Raw genomic sequence first — 15,086 nt, 5'->3', positions numbered from 1 at the left:
CGCCATGAGTTTCGAAACTTTCGGTCAGCCGCTGCTGACCTTTCCCGATGCGGAAAAAAGCCCCCTGAGCATTCGCGCCAAAGCGCTGGTGTTTGTCGATCCGCGCTCGCGTCAGTTGCGTGAAGAACTTGAGCAGTTGGCGCCACGATCGGTCTCGGTATTGATCCGTGGTGAGACCGGCACCGGTAAGGAGTTGCTCGCCCGCCACATCCATCGCGCCAGTGACCGCAGCGGCCTGTTTGTTTCAGTCAATTGCGGGGCGATCAGCCCGACCTACGCCGATGCCGAGCTGTTCGGTTATGCGGCCGGCAGTTACACCGGTTCTGCGAGCAGTCGCGCTGGCTGGTTCGGCTCAGCCAACGGCGGCACTTTGTACCTCGATGAAATTGGCGACTTGCCGTTGCCGATCCAGATCAAGTTGCTTGCCGCGCTGGAAAACCACGAAGTCACTCGCGTTGGCGCGCATCAGCCGAGCCCAGTGGATGTGCGGCTGGTGGCGGCGACCAGTATCGATCTGGCGCAAGCGGTGGACGCCGGGAAATTCCACGAGCGGCTCTATCATTACCTCAGCGAAGGGCAACTGGAGTTGCCGGCGCTGCGCGCGCGAATCGGCGACATCCTGTCGCTGGCCGAATATTTCCTCGGCATCTACAGCCAGCGTCTGGACCTGCCAGTGCCGCTGATCAGCGAAGCGGCGCAGCACGTTTTGGAGCAACACAGTTGGCCGGGCAACACCCGTGAGCTGGAAAACGTCATTCACTTTGCCTTGTTGGTGAGCACCGGCGACGAGATTCTGCCGGAGCACCTGAACCTGCCCGACGCGTCTGGCCCGCAGGTTCAGATCGAGCGGCTCGTGACGCAAATCAACATCGGTGGCAGTGTCGATGAGCGTAAAGCGTTGAAAGAATTGCTGATTAGCTTGAGCAAGCAGCTGTAACCGCTTCGTTCAACATGAACAAAATGGAATATGAAGCTGAATAAACGTTATTGTCCGGGAATAAAAAATCCCGGTATTGTCCGCTTCACGCCGGCGATAGCATTCCACTGGCACACGTATTAATAGCCGTCGCCATGAGCGACCGTGATTTTCGATAAGGACACTGCATGAAAAAGGTTCTGTTGTTCACCGCATTGGCGGCAGCTTTGACGGCTTCCCTGGCCCAGGCCGGCGAGAAACTGGTAGTCGCGGCGACCCCGGTCCCGCACGCTGAAATTCTTGAACTGATCAAACCGACCCTCGCCAAAGAAGGCGTGGATCTGGAAGTCAAAGTCTTCACCGACTACGTTCAGCCGAACGTACAGGTTGGCGAGAAGCGTCTGGACGCCAACTACTTCCAGACCAAGCCATACCTGGACAGCTTCAACGCCGGCAAATACAAGGACGACAAGTCCAAGTACCTGGTGACCGTGCAAGGCGTGCACGTTGAACCGTTTGGTGGTTACTCGAGCAAGTACAAAACCCTGGCTGAACTGCCGGACGGCGCAACCATCGCCATCCCGAACGAAGGCAGCAACAGCGGCCGCGCTCTGATCCTGCTGCAGAAGGCTGGCCTGATCGAACTCAAAGACCCGAAAAATGCCCTGGCAACGCCGAAAGACATCGCCAAGAACCCGCACAACTTCAAGTTCAAGGAACTGGAATCGGCGCTGCTGCCACGCGTTCTGAAGGAAGTTGATCTGGACATGATCAACACCAACTACGCGCTGGAAGCCGGTTTGAATCCGACCAAGGATGCGCTGGTGATCGAAGGCGCTGATTCGCCGTACGTGAACTTCCTGGTGGCCCGTGAGGACAACAAGAACAGCGACGCGATCCAGAAACTGGCCAAAGCCCTGACCAGCCCGGAAGTCAAAGCGTTCATCGAGAAGAAGTACAACGGCGCGGTACTGCCGGCGTTCTGATCTGACGTTTTAAAACACCCCCTTCAGGTGTAAAAACGCCGATGGCCAGTGATGGGCATCGGCGTTTTTGTGTGTGCCTTTAAAAGCCCCTCACCCTAGCCCTCTCCCGGAGGGAGAGGGGACTGATCGGGGGATGCTTTAGAAGTACGCCGACGTGAACGAACTCTGCTGAATCCATAATCGACTTGATTTTTCAGGTCGATGTAAAACGCCATGCACCTCGGTCGGCCCCCTCTCCCGGAGGGAGAGGGGCTGGTCGGGGGATGTCGTAGAGGTACGCCGACGTGAACGAACTCTGCTGAATCCATAATCGACTCGATTTTTCAGGTCGATGTAAAACGCCAGACACCTCGGTCGGCCCCCTCTCCCGGAGGGAGAGGGACTGATCGGGGGATGTCGTAGAGGTACGCCGACGTGAAAGATCTGTGCTGAATCCATAATCGACTCGATTTTTCAGGTCGATGTAAAACGCCAGGCACCTCGGTCGCCCCCCTCTCCCGGAGGGAGAGGGACTGGTCGGGGGATGTCGTAGAGGTACGCCGACGTGAAAGATCTGTGCTGAATCCATAATCGACTCGATTTTTCAGGTCGATGTAAAACGCCAGACACCTCGGTCGGCCCCCTCTCCCTCCGGGAGAGGGCTGGGGTGAGGGGCTTTTGATTCTCAGGCCACCTGGGCCTTCAACGCCCGCCTCAACGCCATCAACAATTTCACAATCTCCTGCGGATCCAGTCGCTGCGGCACTTTTACGTCCATGTTCTCTTCCTTGTTATGGGGGTTGGCCGGGGGAGTCTGGCCAAAAGCTGTTCGTCCTTGGAGGGCTTTCGTCAAAAAAAGATCCTTCCTACATCGAAAAGGAAAATAGCTTTCTTATTCCTTCCCGGCAAATTCACGGACAGGTTTTTGCTTGATACCAATTAGGCTTTAACCGTTTTCGTGGCAGCCCAGAAACTGCCGCAGGTCACGAGATTTTTGGTTTCGGAATCAGTCAGGCCAATGCCACGCCGGCTCATCCAGCACGCGCTGCCCGACAATGCCGGTCTGCCCCAGCGTCTTCTCCAGCACAATGCAATTGCACTCCGGGTCTTCTTGCAACGCCGAGATCAACCGCCGCGCATGGGATACCACCCACACCTGACACTCTTGCGACGCTTTGATAATCAACCGCGCCAGCGCCGGTAGCAGGTCCGGGTGCAGGCTGGTTTCTGGTTCGTTGAGCACCATCAACGACGGTGGTCGTGGCGTGAGCAATGCCGCGACCAGCAGCAGATAACGCAACGTCCCGTCCGACAGCTCCGCCGCCGACAATGGTCGCAGTAACCCTTCCTGAAAAAATTCGATGGCGAAACGTCCGCCGGCTTGGGATTCGATGTGCAACCGCGCGCCGGGAAACGCGTCGGTGATGGCGGCCCGCATCGCGTCGGCATCGCCTATTTCGATGATCGTCTGCAACGCCGCCGCCAGATCGCGACCATCGTGATGCAACACCGGCGTGCGCGTGCCCAGTTGCGGCTGGCGCACTGCGGCGTCGGCATCGCTGCGAAAGTGATCATAGAAGCGCCAGCGGCGGATGAACTCGCGCATCTGGAATACTTCCGGCGAGCTGCGCAGGCTGCCGACCTGATCGAACAGGCTGTCGAAGTTCGGTGTGTGTTGTGCCAGAACGTCCCATTTTCTCTCAGAGCGGGCACGGATCATTGGCCCGTCACGGTCCACCAGCAGGCTGGCGGGCCGGTAATGAGGGCCAGCCCAGATGCATTCGCGCTTGATTTGCGGATCAAGGCTGAACCGCGAGGGAATCGGCCGCGGATTCTCCGGCAACATGAAGTGGCCGTTGGAATCGGGCAGCCCGAGGCTGATCGAATAACTGAAATCCTCCCCGGCAAACCCCAGGCGCAGACGTTTGACGCCTTGGCGCACCGTCGGCTCGATCGCCACCTCACCGTTGCGCATCCGGCGACTGATGGTTTCCGGTCCGGCCCAGAACGTCGAATCCAGCCCGCCTTCACGGGCCAGCGCATTGACCACGCCGCCCTGTGCAGTTTCCGCCAACAGGCGCAGCGCCCGGTACAGGTTGGACTTGCCGCTGCCGTTGGGGCCGGTGATCAGGTTCAGCCGACCCAACGGGATCACCAATTTATTGATCGAGCGGTAATTGGCCACCGCGAGGGTCCTGAGCATAAAAATCCTTCTCTTGATCGTTCTTGCGCGGGGCAGCGCCTACAGGGGTAAATGCAGCATCATGCGCGCAATGGCGGAACCCTGTTCTAAGCTCACAGTCGTATCGTCACTTGCACGTTCGTACACAGGAAGGAGTCTGCATGGCGAGTCCCGGATTGAAAACAGTGGTCGTGCTCGGCCTGCTCACATTGCTGGCCGCCTGTGGCGATAAGAAACAGGTCGAAAAAGAACTGCCCCGGGTCTTCGTGCAAGAGGTCAAACCGGCGGATTACGCGGCTTCGGTGACGCTGACCGGCGACGTGCAGGCGCGGGTGCAGACCGATCTGTCGTTCCGTGTCGGCGGCAAGATCATCCAGCGTTCGGTTGACGTCGGCGACCGCGTCACCGCCAAACAGGTGCTGGCCAAACTCGATCCGAAAGATTTGCAGACCAACGTCGACTCCGCACAGGCACAAGTGGTGGCCGAGCAGGCGCGGGTCAAACAGAGCGCAGCGGCTTTCGTCCGCCAGCAGAAACTCTTGCCCAAGGGCTACACCAGCCAATCCGAATATGACGCCGCGCAAGCACAATTGCGCAGCAGCCAGAGCGCGCTGACGGCCGCTCAGGCACAACTGGCCAATGCCCGCGAGCAACTGAGCTACACCTCGCTGATCGCCGAAGCGCCGGGGATCATCACCGCGCGCCAGGCCGAAGTTGGCCAGGTCGTGCAAGCCACCGTGCCGATCTACAGCCTGGCCCGTGACGGTGAGCGCGACGCGGTGTTCAACGTCTACGAGTCGCTGTTGGCCGGACCGCCGACGGATCGCTCGATTGAAGTCAGCCTGCTCGACAATCCAAAAATCAAAACCACCGGCACTGTGCGCGAAATCACACCGGCGGTATCCGCGCAGACCGGCACCGTGCAAGTCAAAGTCACCCTCGACAGCCTGCCGGAAGGCATGCAGCTCGGCTCGGTGGTCAGCGCCACGGCCAAGACGCCCGGCCAATCCGCCGTAGAACTGCCGTGGTCGGCGCTGACCAAAAACCTCAGCGAGCCGGCGGTGTGGATCATCGACGGCGAGGGCCGCGCGCAACTGCACACAGTCACGGTCGGGCGTTACCTGACCGGCAAAGTCATCGTCAGCGACGGTTTGAAGGCTGGTGACAAAGTGATCATCGCCGGCGGCCAGTTGCTGCATCCGGGGATGAAAGTCGAGATTGCCGAAAACACTTACAAGGATCTGCAAGTGGGAGCCCAGCCATGAAGCGCCTGTGGTTGCTTACGGCGTTGCTGGCGCTGGCCGCGTGCTCGGAAAAAGAAGCGCCGCCGGAGCCGGTGCGTCCAGTGTTGTCGGTGGAAGTAAAAACCCTCAATCAGGAAGACCTCGGGCGTTTTGCCGGGAGCATCCAGGCACGCTACGAAAGCAACGTTGGTTTCCGCATCCCGGGACGTATCGCCAGCCGTAACGTCGATGTCGGCGCCGAAGTCGAGAAGGGCGCCTTGCTCGCCACACTCGACCCGACCGACCAGCAGAACCGGTTGCGCGCCGCCCAAGGGGATCTGGCGCGCATTCAAGCGCAGTACATCAATGCCCAGGCCAACGCCCGTCGCCAGCAGCAATTATTTGACCGTGGCGTCGGTGCGCAGGCGCAACTGGACATCGCCCAAACCGACCTGAAAACCACTAAGGCTTCGCTGGATCAGGCCAAGGCGTCGCTGAGCCAGGCCAAGGATCAGCTCGACTACGTGCAACTGCGCACCGATCACAAAGCCGTGGTCACCGCGTGGAATGCCGAGGCCGGGCAAGTGGTTACCGCTGGCCAGCAAGTGGTGACGCTGGCGCAACCGGACATCAAGGAAGCGGTGATCGACCTGCCCGATACCCTGGTCGATCAACTGCCACCGGATGTGGTGTTTCTGGTCGCCGCACAACTCGACCCGAGCATCAACACCACGGCGATCATCCGCGAAATTGAACCTCAGGCCCAGAGTGCCACCCGCACCCGGCGTGCACGCCTGACGCTCACCGAGACGCCTCCCGGTTTTCGTCTCGGCACAGCGATCAGCGTGACCCTCAGTTCGGCAATCAAGCCGCGTCTCGAATTGCCGGTCAGCGTGTTGCAGGAAGTCGACGGCAAAACACGGATCTGGGTCATCGACACGCAAGCGCAAACCGTCTCGCCACGTGACGTCACCCTGATCAGTCGCAACGACAGCACCGTGGTGCTGTCCGGCGGCGTCAAGGCTGGCGAGCGGGTGGTAACGGCCGGTGTGAACAGCCTCAAACCGGGGCAGAAAGTCAAAATCGACGAGGACAGTCCACGATGAAAGGGCCTTTCAACCTATCCGAATGGGCTCTGAAACATCAGTCGTTCGTCTGGTACCTGATGTTCGTCGCGCTGCTGATGGGCGTGTTCTCGTACATGAATCTGGGCCGCGAGGAAGACCCGTCGTTCACCATCAAGACCATGGTCATCCAGACCCGCTGGCCGGGTGCGACGCAAGAGGAAACCCTCAAACAGGTCACCGACCGCATCGAGAAAAAGCTCGAAGAACTCGACTCCCTCGACTACGTGAAAAGTTACACGCGCCCCGGCGAATCCACGGTGTTCGTGTACCTGCGCGATACCACCAGCGCCAAGGACATCCCGGACATCTGGTATCAGGTGCGCAAGAAGATCAACGACATTCGTGGCGACTTCCCCCAAGGCCTGCAAGGGCCGGGGTTCAACGATGAGTTCGGTGATGTGTTCGGCTCGGTGTATGCGTTCACCGCCGACGGCTTGTCGATGCGCCAGTTGCGCGATTACGTCGAACAGGTGCGTGCCGAGATCCGTGAAGTGCCGGGGCTGGGCAAGGTCGAGATGGTTGGCGAGCAGGATGAAGTGCTCTACCTGAACTTCTCCACACGCAAACTGGCGGCGCTGGGCATCGATCAGCGTCAGGTGGTGCAGAGCCTGCAATCGCAAAACGCGGTGACCCCGGCGGGCGTGATCGAAGCCGGGCCGGAGCGCATTTCTGTGCGCACCTCCGGGCAGTTTGCCTCGGAGAAGGACCTGGCCGACGTCAACCTGCGCCTTAACGACCGCTTCTATCGCCTCGCCGATATCGCCAACATCACTCGCGGCTACGTCGACCCGGCGACACCGGAATTTCGTTATGACGGTAAAAAAGCCATCGGCCTCGCGATTGCGATGAAGAAGGGCGGCAACATTCAGGAATTCGGCAAGGCGCTGCACGAGCGCATGGAGTCGCTGACCGCCGACTTGCCGGTGGGCGTCGGCGTACACACGGTTTCCGACCAGGCCGACGTGGTGGAAAAAGCCGTCGGCGGTTTCACCAGTGCGCTGTTCGAAGCGGTCATTATCGTGCTGGTGGTGAGCTTCATCAGCCTCGGCGTGCGCGCCGGTCTGGTGGTGGCGTGCTCGATTCCGCTGGTGCTGGCGATGGTCTTCGTGTTCATGGAATACAGCGGCATCACCATGCAGCGGATCTCGCTGGGTGCGTTGATCATCGCCCTCGGCCTGCTGGTGGACGACGCGATGATCACGGTGGAGATGATGGTCACGCGCCTGGAAATGGGCGAGACCAAGGAGCAAGCGGCGACCTACGCCTACACCTCGACCGCGTTCCCGATGCTCACCGGTACGCTGGTGACTGTCGCCGGGTTCGTACCGATCGGCCTCAACGCCAGTTCGGCGGGTGAGTACACCTTCACCCTGTTTGCGGTGATTGCCGTGGCGATGCTGGTGTCGTGGATTGTCGCGGTGCTGTTTGCACCTGTAATCGGCGTGCACATTCTCAGCGCCAACGTCAAACCGCACAGCGATGAACCGGGTCGCATCGGCCGCGCGTTCAACTACGGCATGTTCTGGGCCATGCGCAACCGCTGGTGGGCGATCGGCATCACCATCGCGTTGTTCGTGGCGTCGGTATTCTCCATGCAGTTTGTGCAGAACCAGTTCTTTCCGTCTTCGGACCGCCCGGAAATCCTCGTCGACCTCAACCTGCCGCAGAACGCCTCGATGGCTGAAACCCGCAAGGCTGTGGACAGGCTCGAAGCGACGTTCAAGGACGACCCGGACATCGCGCGCTGGAGCACCTACATCGGCGAAGGCGCGATCCGTTTCTACCTGCCCCTCGACCAGCAATTGCAGAACCCGTACTACGCGCAACTGGTCATCGTGAGTAAGGGGCTGGAGTCGCGTGAGGCCTTGAGCCAGCGCCTGCGCGAACGCCTGCGCAAGGACTTCGTCGGCATTGGCAGTTACGTGCAGGCACTGGAGATGGGCCCGCCGGTAGGGCGGCCGATTCAGTACCGGGTCAGCGGCAAGGACATCGATCAGGTGCGCAAGCACGCGATCGAGCTGGCCACCGAACTCGACAAGAACTCGCACATCGGCGAAATCATTTACGACTGGAATGAACCGGGCAAAGTCCTGCGCATCGACATCGCCCAGGACAAGGCGCGGCAACTCGGCTTGTCCTCGGAGGACGTCGCCAACCTGATGAACAGCATCGTCGTCGGTTCGCCGGTGACCCAGGTCGATGACGACATCTACCTGATCAACGTTATCGGTCGTGCCGGGGATGCCGAACGCGGTACGCCGGAGACCCTGCAAAACCTGCAGATCGTCACGCCGAGCGGCACATCGATTCCACTGCTGGCCTTCGCCACCGTGCGCTATGAGCTGGAGCAGCCGCTGGTGTGGCGTCGCGACCGCAAGCCGACAATCACCATCAAAGCGGCGGTGCGCGATGAGATTCAGCCGACCGATCTGGTCAAGCAGCTCAAGCCCGACATCGACAAATTCGCCGCCGGGTTGCCGGTGGGCTACGAGGTCGCCACTGGCGGTACGGTCGAGGAAAGCGGCAAGGCCCAAGGGCCGATTGCCAAGGTCGTGCCGCTGATGCTGTTTTTGATGGCGACGTTCCTGATGATCCAGTTGCACAGTGTGCAGAAGCTGTTCCTGGTCGCGAGTGTTGCGCCCCTCGGCTTGATTGGCGTGGTGCTGGCGCTGATCCCGACGGGCACGCCGATGGGCTTCGTGGCGATCCTGGGGATCCTTGCGCTGATCGGCATCATCATCCGCAACTCGGTGATTCTGGTCACGCAGATCGACGAACTGGAGAAAGAAGGTCTGGAACCCTGGGATGCGGTGGCGAAAGCGACCGAGCACCGACGCCGTCCGATCCTGCTGACCGCTGCGGCGGCGAGCCTGGGCATGATCCCGATTGCCCGCGAAGTGTTCTGGGGGCCGATGGCTTACGCGATGATCGGCGGGATCATCATCGCCACGTTGCTGACGCTGCTGTTTCTGCCAGCGCTGTACGTGGCCTGGTACAAGATTCGCGAGCCGAAGAAAGACTCATCGCCGTCGGCACATTGATCGCTCTTGTTACACCTTTGGGAACGGTCTGACTTACAAGCCTGATTCATTGCGTTACCGTCCCTCCTCCATTTGGAGAGGGACGCCTGATGTCTACGATTGCTTGCTGGCCGCGTCAGCTGCTGCTGATGCTCGGGCTGTGCCTGTCGCCTTCGACGCTGGCCGCAACGCTGTTGGCCAACGCGCTGTGGCAGGTGCAGATCGACCCCGCGACCCTTGCCGTGCAGGTCACCCCGGCTGACCGCGCCAGCGTGCAGGCATCAACGGGGGTTGAAGGGCACAAGGTCAGTCAATTGATCCGAAGCGGCAATCGCCTCGACTGGCAATGGGATGACGGTGCCTGGGCCCTCAGTGTTGAACTCGATCAGCGCGACCTTTCGTTCTCGATTACCGCGCGCAAGCCAGGTGAATTCGAGTTCCTGCGCCAACCCGGCAGTGCCATGGGCCAAGGCTTGATCTGGCCGCTGGCCGAAGGGCATTACGTGCCGCGTGGGGATCAGGTCTGGCAGAAATTTCTGCTCGGTGAGGGCGCATTCAATACCACCCAGGATCTCGGCTTGCCGCTGTGGGGCGTCGTGCACGACGGGTTCAGCCTCAATTGGTTGCTGAGCAATCCGTACAACAATCGTCTGCTGTTCAGCGCTGACGGTCAGACCCTGGCGTTGTCAGCGCAGCATCAATTCACCTCATTGCAACCGTCGACGCCGCTGACGTTCAGCCTGTTTCTGGGCGACGCCGACCCGTTGGCGGGGGCCAAGCGCTACCGGCAATGGCTGATCGATAACGGCCATTATGAAACGCTGTGCAGCAAGCTTGAGAAAACCCCGCAGGCCAGCAAGCTGCTGGGGGCCAGCCATGTCTACCTGTGGGGCAATGATCTGTTGGGCGCGAAAGATGTGCGCAACTGGCCGGCGCTGCTCGGCAAATTGCGCAGTCAGACACCGCTGGCCAGCGCGCTGCGCGGCGCGATGGATCACGAAGCCTTGCAGATGCTCGCCGGCGAAGCCGTGCTCAATCGCTACCAGCAATCGGTGCTGCTGCGCAGTCTCAATCGCGCGCTCAACACCTTGGCGCGCAAAACCTGGCAAGCCCGCGCGGTGCCGGACATGCAGGCACTGGTCAGTGGTTATGGCGCCCTTCGCGGGCAACTGGCCGGCGAATTCGCGGGTGCCTTGACCGCCGATCCCATGCGCTGGGGCAGCACCTTGTCGCTCGATACCCTCGAACGCTTGCACAGCGCAGGGCTGACGCGTTTGTGGCTGGGGCTTGGCGAGGGTTGGGAGGGCGGACTTTGGCAGCCGGAGGTGGTTCGCGCAGCGGTGAAGGCGGGGTACCTGATCGCTCCGTATGACTCCTACCAGACCGCCCTGAGCCGTGACGAAAACCCGGACTGGATCACCGCGCACCTGGGCGACATGGCGAACACCGAATGCGCCATCGTGCTGGAAGACCGCACGCTGAAAACCGGTTTCCAGCAGTCGGGACACTACACCGATCCGCGTTGCGTGCGGCCGTTGCTGGAGAAACGCGTCAGCGCCATCAGCGCCGCTGCCGGTTTCAACAGTTGGTTCCTCGACGCCTACGCCACGGGCATGGTGCTCGACAGTTACCGCCCTGGTGCCACGATGACGCAAGCGCAAAATGCCGAAAGCAACGTCGAGGCGTCACGCTGGATCAATCAGGTCTTGCAACTGCCCACCGGCTCCGAGGATGGCAACGCGACTACAGCGCAAGGCGTGCTGTTCGCCCATGGCATGCAGACGCCGGTGATCGGCTGGGGCGATGTCGATATGAGTAAAAATCCTGACTCTGAATACTTCGTCGGCAAATGGTATCCCCCGGAGCAACCGGCAGTGTTCTTCAAGCCTGTGCCGATCAAAGAACCGTACCGCCGCATCCACTTTGATCCGGCCAGCCGTTTGCCGCTGTACCAGGCGGTGTTCCACGGTTCGGTCATCACCACCCATCACTGGTTGTACGACAGCCTGAAGCTGAGCAACGTGCGGGCGGCGAATGAGCTCACGCAGTTGCTCTACAACGTGCCGCCGCTGTATCACCTGAGCGCGGCGACGCTGGCGCAGCGGCTGCCGCTGATGGCGCGGCAGGACGTTTTTTTCCGCCCGTTGCATGAACGTCTGGCGAAGCAGGCGCTGACCGGATTCGAATGGCTGAGCGATGATCGACGCGTGCAGCAGACAACCTTCGCGGACGGCACTCGATTGCTGGCCAACTTCGATCAAGCCGCGCGTGAAGTGCGCGGCCAGACCCTGCCGGGCGAGAGCCTCACGGTGTTGCTGCCCGACGGTACGGTGAGCCACTACCGGGCGCATAACGCTCCCTGAGTCAGACCTTGCGCCAAACACTCGCCAGCCACGGCTGTTGCTCTCGCGGCAGCCCTGCTGGCCGGAAGTAGTGTTCCAGCTCGACGAAACCGGCCGCCGTGAGCAACCCGCGCCACGCCTCCAGATCGTGATAAGCGCCATAACGTGGGCCGTTCCAGCCCTCGCTGTTATCGCCGCGTGGATTGGAACTGAACAGCACGCCACCCGGTTTCAGGCTGGCGTGCAGTTGCTGCAAAACCCGCGGCAGTTCCTGCAACGGCACATGGAACAGCACCGCGTTGGCGAAAACGCCGTCGAAGCGCGCTGCGGGCAAATCCAGCTTCAGGAAATCTTGCTGCAGCACTTCGCAACCACTGTCCTCACGCGCCATCTGCGCAAATTTTTCCGAGCCGTCGAGGCCGACAGCCACGTGGCCCATGCGCGTGAACGTCTGCAAATCCCGCCCCGGCCCACAGCCGAAATCAAGAATCGTGAACGGTGCCGTGCCCTGAATGTGCCGCAACAGCGCGTCGATGTTCTGGCTGACATCGTGATCGCGGGTGCCTTCGCGAAAGTCCTCGGCCACCGAGTTGTAGTGACCGAGGGTGGTGGCGGTGATCTGTTCGAGGTCGGTAGGGGTCTGCTTCATGGTCTGTTCGTGGCGTAAAGAGAGATGGGCTGACTATAAGCGCTTTCGCGCTTTAAAAGATCGCCTCAGCGCTTGTTCAAGCCACGCGCCAAGCGATCACCGCCGAGCTGAATCACCGCCACCAGCGCCACCAGCAACACAATCACCGTCAGCATGATCTGGCTATCAAAGCGCTGATAACCGTAGCGATAGGCGATGTCGCCCAGCCCACCGGCACCAATCGCGCCGGCCATGGCCGAGGAGTTGATCATCGTCACCAGGGTGATAGTGAAGCCGCCGACGATGCCTGGCAGTGCCTCCGGCAGCAGCACATGCCAGACGATGTGCCAGCGCCGGCAACCCATCGCTTGCGCGGCTTCGATCAAGCCGTGGTCAACTTCACGCAAGCTCACCTCGGCGATCCGCGCAAAGAACGGCGTGGCAGCAATGGTCAGTGGCACCACCGCCGCCCATACGCCGTAGGTGGTGCCGACGATCAGCCGCGTAAACGGGATCAGCGCGACCATCAGAATCAGAAACGGGATCGAACGGAACAGGTTCACGAATGCGCCCAAAGCGCGGTTCAGCGCCGGAGCTGCGTAGATCCCGCCCTTGTCGCTGGTGACCAGAATCACCGCCATGGGAATGCCCACCAGCAGCGCGATCAACGACGACACGCCGACCATCAAAAACGTATCGATGAAACCCTGCAGCAAGCGATCAAACCACATAACCCAGCACCTCCACCCGTTGCGCCCATTGCCCGGCGCGTTGGCGCAATGTTTCGGCGTCCAGCGAAGCACCACTGACCGCCAGCAGCAACTGCCCCAGCGCATGGCCCTGAATCCGTTCGACGCCGCCCTGCAACAACTTGACCCGCCCACCGAGGGCCGCGAACAACGCGGCCAGATCGGGCTCGTCGCTGGCGCTGCCAGTGAACTGCAAACGCAGAACCACAGCCGCTTCGCTGGAGGGCGAATGCGCGTGCAGACGGCTTTGCAACTCTTGCGGCAACGCATGTTGCAGCGGCGCGAGCAGCGTTTGGCTGACCTCGTGTTGCGGGTTGCCAAACACTTCCCAGACCGGACCTTGCTCGACGATTTGCCCGTGTTCCAGCACCACCACGCGGTCGCAGATTTCGCGAATCACTGCCATTTCGTGGGTGATCAATACGATGGTCAGGCCCAGACGCTGGTTGATCTCGCGCAGCAAACCGAGAATCGATTGCGTGGTCTCCGGATCGAGCGCCGAAGTCGCTTCGTCACATAGCAAAATATCCGGGTCATGCACCAGCGCGCGGGCGATGCCGATACGCTGTTTCTGCCCGCCGGAGAGCTGCGCCGGATAAGCCTTGTGCTTGCCTTGCAGGCCCACCAGCTCCAGCAGTTCGCGGACCTTGTTCTCGCGTTGTTCTTTGGGCACACCGGCGACTTTCAGCGGCAACTCGACGTTCTGCCAAACGGTCTTGGCCGACATCAGATTGAAGTGCTGGAAAATCATGCCGATTCGCCGACGCAGAGCGACCAAGCGGTGTTCATCGAACTCGCCAATGTCCACTTGATCGATCAGCACCCGCCCTGAAGTCGGTTGTTCCAGACGATTGATCGTACGAATCAGCGACGACTTGCCGGCACCGCTGCGGCCGATAATCCCGAACACTTCACCGCGCTGGATCGCCAGGTCGATGCCTTGCAACGCAGCGACCGGGCCTTGTCGGCCGTCGTAGGTTTTGCCGAGGTTGATGAAGCGCACGTGGGCGCGGTTCAGTTGCGGGTGCAGTTCAGTGCGCTCAGCATTCTTTGGCTCTGGAAGCTCCAGTCGCCGTTGGGTCGCGGCCGTCATGCTCAGCTTTCCCAACCGGCCTGGTACAGCTTGCCGTGGGCCTTATCCAGTGCCGCGCGAACGGCTGGGGAATGCTGATAGATATCGACGAATTTGATCAGGCGCGGGTCGGTTTTGCTCTTCGGCTGAATCACGAACTGGATCACGTACTCCTTGTGATCGAGGCCATCGAACAGCAGTGCCGAGCCGGCATCGAAGGTCTTCGCCAGGCGAATATAGGCCGGGTAGCCCTGGACCAGATCAGCGTCGTCGTAAGCGCGCACCAGTTGCACGGCTTCGACCTGGAGGATTTTGATTTTCTTCGGATTGGCGACGATGTCGTCTTCGGTGGCTTTATAGCCGACGCCCGGTTTGAGCGTGATCAGACCGGCCTTGGCCAGCAGTTGCAGACCGCGACCGCTGTTGATCGGATCGTTGGCGATGGCAACGCTGGCGCCTTCCGGCAACGCGTCAAAACTTGTGTATTTCTTTGAGAAGAGGCCGACGTTGTTGATGATCCCCGGGGCGAACGGCACCAGGTCAAAACCGGCGGCGGCTTTGGCATTTTCGAGGAACGGAATGTGCTGAAAGTAGTTCACGTCGATGTCGCCGGCGGCGAGGCTAACGTTCGGTGCGATCCAGTCGGTGAACTCCACCAGCTCGACGTTCAGGCCTTGTTTGCTGGCCTCCTCGACGGCGGCTTCCAGCGGGATGGCGAAGGCGGCGGTGGTGCCGATTTTCAGCGGGGCGTCGGCGGCGAAAACCGCCGAGCTGAACAGGCCGAGGGCCAGGGCCAGTGCTTTGACTGGGTGGGACAGGGTTTTCTTGGTCATGATGAGTTTTCCAGTCAGTGCCTAAATTT

At 60.7% G+C, this 15,086-nt stretch carries 11 protein-coding genes; 6 read left to right on the top strand and 5 right to left on the bottom strand.

The features are described from left to right. The first annotated feature begins 4 nt into the window (after positions 1–4). Together AB4P91_RS04210 and AB4P91_RS04205 are read left to right on the top strand one after the other, a co-directional pair. Entirely contained in the window at positions 5–937 is a 933-nt protein-coding gene (locus AB4P91_RS04210; RefSeq protein ID WP_395604374.1) for a sigma 54-interacting transcriptional regulator, read from the top strand. Positions 938–1,104: 167 nt separating this feature from the next. Further along, positions 1,105–1,902 carry a MetQ/NlpA family ABC transporter substrate-binding protein gene (locus AB4P91_RS04205; RefSeq protein ID WP_150593809.1) on the top strand — a complete coding sequence of 266 codons (798 nt, stop codon included), beginning with the start codon at positions 1,105–1,107 and terminating at the stop codon, positions 1,900–1,902. A gap of 985 nt (positions 1,903–2,887) precedes the next feature. On the opposite strand, the gene AB4P91_RS04200 is transcribed toward AB4P91_RS04205, so the two are convergent. Next, positions 2,888–4,084: an AAA family ATPase gene (locus AB4P91_RS04200; RefSeq protein ID WP_150596759.1), complete on the bottom strand. Its 1,197-nt coding sequence runs from the start codon at positions 4,082–4,084 to the stop codon at positions 2,888–2,890. Between the two features lie 140 nt (positions 4,085–4,224). Here AB4P91_RS04200 and AB4P91_RS04195 point away from each other — a divergent pair, with 140 nt between their 5' ends. The 4 genes from AB4P91_RS04195 (at position 4,225) to AB4P91_RS04180 (ending at position 11,796) form a co-directional block, all read left to right on the top strand. Continuing rightward, complete coding sequence (locus AB4P91_RS04195; protein ID WP_042557108.1) at positions 4,225–5,328, top strand: efflux RND transporter periplasmic adaptor subunit; 1,104 nt, start codon at positions 4,225–4,227, stop codon at positions 5,326–5,328. Then, complete coding sequence (locus AB4P91_RS04190) at positions 5,325–6,392, top strand: efflux RND transporter periplasmic adaptor subunit (protein WP_395604373.1); 1,068 nt, start codon at positions 5,325–5,327, stop codon at positions 6,390–6,392. Before AB4P91_RS04195 ends, AB4P91_RS04190 begins: the two co-directional genes overlap by 4 nt. Further along, positions 6,389–9,454 (top strand): efflux RND transporter permease subunit, encoded by a 3,066-nt coding sequence (locus AB4P91_RS04185; protein WP_395604372.1) that lies wholly within the window; start codon positions 6,389–6,391, stop codon positions 9,452–9,454. Before AB4P91_RS04190 ends, AB4P91_RS04185 begins: the two co-directional genes overlap by 4 nt. An 89-nt stretch (positions 9,455–9,543) precedes the next feature. After that, positions 9,544–11,796, top strand: coding sequence for a glycoside hydrolase (locus AB4P91_RS04180; protein ID WP_395604371.1), 2,253 nt, complete (start codon positions 9,544–9,546; stop codon positions 11,794–11,796). 1 nt (position 11,797) lies between these two features. Here the strand turns inward: AB4P91_RS04180 and AB4P91_RS04175 are convergent, their stop codons facing one another. From AB4P91_RS04175 to AB4P91_RS04160, 4 genes are all read right to left on the bottom strand, one after another. Then, positions 11,798–12,424 (bottom strand): bifunctional 2-polyprenyl-6-hydroxyphenol methylase/3-demethylubiquinol 3-O-methyltransferase UbiG, encoded by a 627-nt coding sequence (locus AB4P91_RS04175; RefSeq protein ID WP_150593814.1) that lies wholly within the window; start codon positions 12,422–12,424, stop codon positions 11,798–11,800. A gap of 65 nt (positions 12,425–12,489) precedes the next feature. Beyond that, positions 12,490–13,134 carry a methionine ABC transporter permease gene (locus AB4P91_RS04170; RefSeq protein WP_150593815.1) on the bottom strand — a complete coding sequence of 215 codons (645 nt, stop codon included), beginning with the start codon at positions 13,132–13,134 and terminating at the stop codon, positions 12,490–12,492. Then, positions 13,124–14,245 carry a methionine ABC transporter ATP-binding protein gene (locus AB4P91_RS04165; RefSeq protein WP_395604370.1) on the bottom strand — a complete coding sequence of 374 codons (1,122 nt, stop codon included), beginning with the start codon at positions 14,243–14,245 and terminating at the stop codon, positions 13,124–13,126. The genes AB4P91_RS04170 and AB4P91_RS04165 overlap by 11 nt, the downstream gene beginning before the upstream one ends. Before the next feature lie 2 nt (positions 14,246–14,247). Then, positions 14,248–15,057, bottom strand: a complete 810-nt coding sequence (locus AB4P91_RS04160; RefSeq protein WP_395604369.1) for a MetQ/NlpA family ABC transporter substrate-binding protein — start codon at positions 15,055–15,057, stop codon at positions 14,248–14,250. Positions 15,058–15,086 lie beyond the last annotated feature (29 nt).

It is taken from the genome of Pseudomonas sp. B21128, from assembly GCF_044218865.1.
In the GTDB taxonomy this organism is placed as follows: Bacteria; Pseudomonadota; Gammaproteobacteria; order Pseudomonadales; family Pseudomonadaceae; genus Aquipseudomonas; species Aquipseudomonas iridis.
This window is presented reverse-complemented; position numbering and strand designations above follow the sequence as displayed.

What these genes read in the sequence shown, in the direction of transcription:
- AB4P91_RS04210 (WP_395604374.1), top strand. Translation starts at nt 5, where the DNA reads ATGAGTTTCGAAACTTTCGGTCAGCCGCTGCTGACCTTTCCCGATGCG.
- AB4P91_RS04170 (WP_150593815.1), bottom strand. Translation starts at nt 13,134, where the DNA reads ATGTGGTTTGATCGCTTGCTGCAGGGTTTCATCGATACGTTTTTGATG.
- AB4P91_RS04205 (WP_150593809.1), top strand. Translation starts at nt 1,105, where the DNA reads ATGAAAAAGGTTCTGTTGTTCACCGCATTGGCGGCAGCTTTGACGGCT.
- AB4P91_RS04180 (WP_395604371.1), top strand. Translation starts at nt 9,544, where the DNA reads ATGTCTACGATTGCTTGCTGGCCGCGTCAGCTGCTGCTGATGCTCGGG.
- AB4P91_RS04190 (WP_395604373.1), top strand. Translation starts at nt 5,325, where the DNA reads ATGAAGCGCCTGTGGTTGCTTACGGCGTTGCTGGCGCTGGCCGCGTGC.
- AB4P91_RS04200 (WP_150596759.1), bottom strand. Translation starts at nt 4,084, where the DNA reads ATGCTCAGGACCCTCGCGGTGGCCAATTACCGCTCGATCAATAAATTG.
- AB4P91_RS04165 (WP_395604370.1), bottom strand. Translation starts at nt 14,245, where the DNA reads ATGACGGCCGCGACCCAACGGCGACTGGAGCTTCCAGAGCCAAAGAAT.
- AB4P91_RS04160 (WP_395604369.1), bottom strand. Translation starts at nt 15,057, where the DNA reads ATGACCAAGAAAACCCTGTCCCACCCAGTCAAAGCACTGGCCCTGGCC.
- AB4P91_RS04195 (WP_042557108.1), top strand. Translation starts at nt 4,225, where the DNA reads ATGGCGAGTCCCGGATTGAAAACAGTGGTCGTGCTCGGCCTGCTCACA.
- AB4P91_RS04185 (WP_395604372.1), top strand. Translation starts at nt 6,389, where the DNA reads ATGAAAGGGCCTTTCAACCTATCCGAATGGGCTCTGAAACATCAGTCG.
- AB4P91_RS04175 (WP_150593814.1), bottom strand. Translation starts at nt 12,424, where the DNA reads ATGAAGCAGACCCCTACCGACCTCGAACAGATCACCGCCACCACCCTC.